Here is a 2,189-nt window from a genome sequence, read left to right on the forward strand (position 1 = left end):
TTATTAAAGCGATTTTCGGAATGTTGTACAGTGTCCCGAGTCCTTATTTGCGTTGTGTACTAACGTGGGTTGCAGGGTTCGCAGATGCGCGTACCTTGAGGTGCGGCAGGTCCATACATGATGTCTAGCGCGACGTGAACGGCGGCTTCCGCAACGTACAACGGCCATTCATCTCTTCGAGCCAGTCGGCAAGTTCTCGGCCGAAGTGGTCGTCGGTCCATCAACAAGTCAACGGCCGATATAGGTTATTCAACTGGAATCGACGAGCAGTTCGAGCGGACCGCCGCTTTGACCGTCAAATAACGGCAGTGAACGAACCATCTCTGCGGATCCGCAAATTCGAGCGGACGTTTCGAATGCGGCCGGGAATGGACGGTCACGTCGTTCATAATCAGCTATCGATTTGGTAGCTCAGGCGACACTTCCTTTGGCTTCGTCCCTTATCGAACGACTATGGAGAAGATCGCCGGGAGGCATTTACTTGCTCATGCCACCGGCAGACCGTCGTTCTCACCGGGCGGGGGGCTTTGTTCAGCAGGGTCCTTGCGCGGCGACCGTGGGTCCGGTAGAAAGAGCTCAGTGATCTATCCGACTGGCGAGCCTTCATGCCTTACAAGGCGAGACTGAAGACTGGCGAACCGCGCAAACGGCCAAAACCGGCCCATGCTGTAACGAACGCGCACGAGTACAACGAGAGCCTGAAGCGGCGCGGGCAGCTCAGCCTGTACTGCCCCGATGGCGATCTCAAGGCGCTGTTCATCAACGATACGCCCTACCAGCAGGGCGTATCGGGCCAGTCCCAGACGTACAGCGATGCGTACCTCGAACTGATTTTCATGTTCTACCGGCTGTTCGGCTGGGGCATGCGGCAGATCACCGGCCATATGCAGGAATTCTGGGCGCTGCGCGGACTCGACATCGCGGTGCCAAGCTTCGGGCTTCTGAGCGAGCGATTCCGCACGTTGAAGGTTCAGGTCAAACAGCGCTGCCAGCGCGTGGCCGATTGCCTGTCCAGAGGCGAGGCGATCAGTCTGATCGTCGACAGCAGCGGGATGAAGTTTGGCCGGGCCAGCGAATGGCATCGGCAAAAGTACGGCCGCGATGCGCGCCAGACGCCTTGGCGCAAGATGCATCTGTCGATCGACCCGGCGATGAACATCCACGCGATCGCGATCACCGAGGATCAAGTCAGCGACGAGGCGGGCCTGGACGCGGTGCTGGCGGTTGAGGCGAACGTCGACTGCGTGATCGCAGACGGCGCGTACTACAGTATTGCGCAGACCGAGGCGTGGTCAGCCTGCGGCGTGCTGCCGGTGATTCCGCCGCCGGCGAATGCGGTCGTTCATGACCAGCCGGCGACGCGCTGGCACGACCATCTCGTTCGGTACATCAAGGACAAGGGCATCCATGCATTCCGGAACAAATACGGGTACGGCCAGCGCGCACTGGTCGAATCGCAGATCTCGCGAATCAAACGCTGCATCGGGGCGCGACTGCTGACGCGCCGGCTCGAATCGCAGCAGCGCGAGGGCGCGATCATCGCGAACCTCGTGAATCTGTGGAACAGCTTCGGCAGGGCAGTTTGCGTCAAGGCGGCATAGTTGCGTCCGCAACCAATTGGGTGCCTACCCTGCTGAACAAAGCCGTGAAAACCCGGTCGGAGGAGCGAGGCTCGCTGAAAATCCGGAAAAAGCCCTTACCCGGTGATTGCAACGCAGCGAAAGGATAGACGTCCATTATCGGGATGCGTTTCGGAATGCTCTGGAACATGCGAAAAGTCGTCACCTCTGGTTTGCTTCCCTGTCTGGCTGGTGACCGCGCCCCCATGGTTTATCTGACGGTAGGTGAACGATTGCAAAGATATTTTCGCTTCGGTGATTTGGGCAGCGGCGAAGATTTCTGGTATCGCATCGCGGTCTACTCAAGATGCATATTCCATGCTTGAGCCGTCGTCGCCGAAGTCAAGGCACAAATTTAGCCATCGCTGGATTGCAGTGGCGATAGCGATTTTCATCGCCACTGCAATCCAGCGAAATTCTTTCTGTTGCCTAGCCATGCTGCCTGCAGATCGTAATCGCATCCGTTTTCTCCGAACTGGTTGCGAACCGGATCGCACCAGACACCCATCTGGATCAAGCATGCCGTGATGTAATTCACGTGTGCCCTGGCGGCTATTGCCGCCCCAGAGA

The 2,189-nt window shown here is 58.2% G+C and carries 2 protein-coding genes; one reads left to right on the forward strand and one right to left on the reverse strand.

Features of this window, described 5'->3' with window-relative positions:
• Positions 1–605: 605 nt before the first annotated feature.
• On the forward strand, positions 606–1,601 hold the full coding sequence (locus tag P0D89_RS52360) for an IS5 family transposase (protein WP_408370979.1): 996 nt from the start codon (positions 606–608) through the stop codon (positions 1,599–1,601).
• 320 nt (positions 1,602–1,921) lie between these two features.
• On the opposite strand, the gene P0D89_RS52365 is transcribed toward P0D89_RS52360, so the two are convergent.
• The coding region (locus P0D89_RS52365) for a hypothetical protein (protein WP_408370981.1) at positions 1,922–2,189 on the reverse strand (268 nt) is incomplete at its 5' end.

The organism is Paraburkholderia sp. RL18-085-BIA-A (genome assembly GCF_046027075.1).
GTDB lineage: Bacteria > Pseudomonadota > Gammaproteobacteria > Burkholderiales > Burkholderiaceae > Paraburkholderia.

Bases quoted from the DNA above. Each gene is read 5' to 3' on its own strand.
- P0D89_RS52360 (WP_408370979.1), top strand. From the start codon at position 606: ATGCCTTACAAGGCGAGACTGAAGACTGGCGAACCGCGCAAACGGCCA.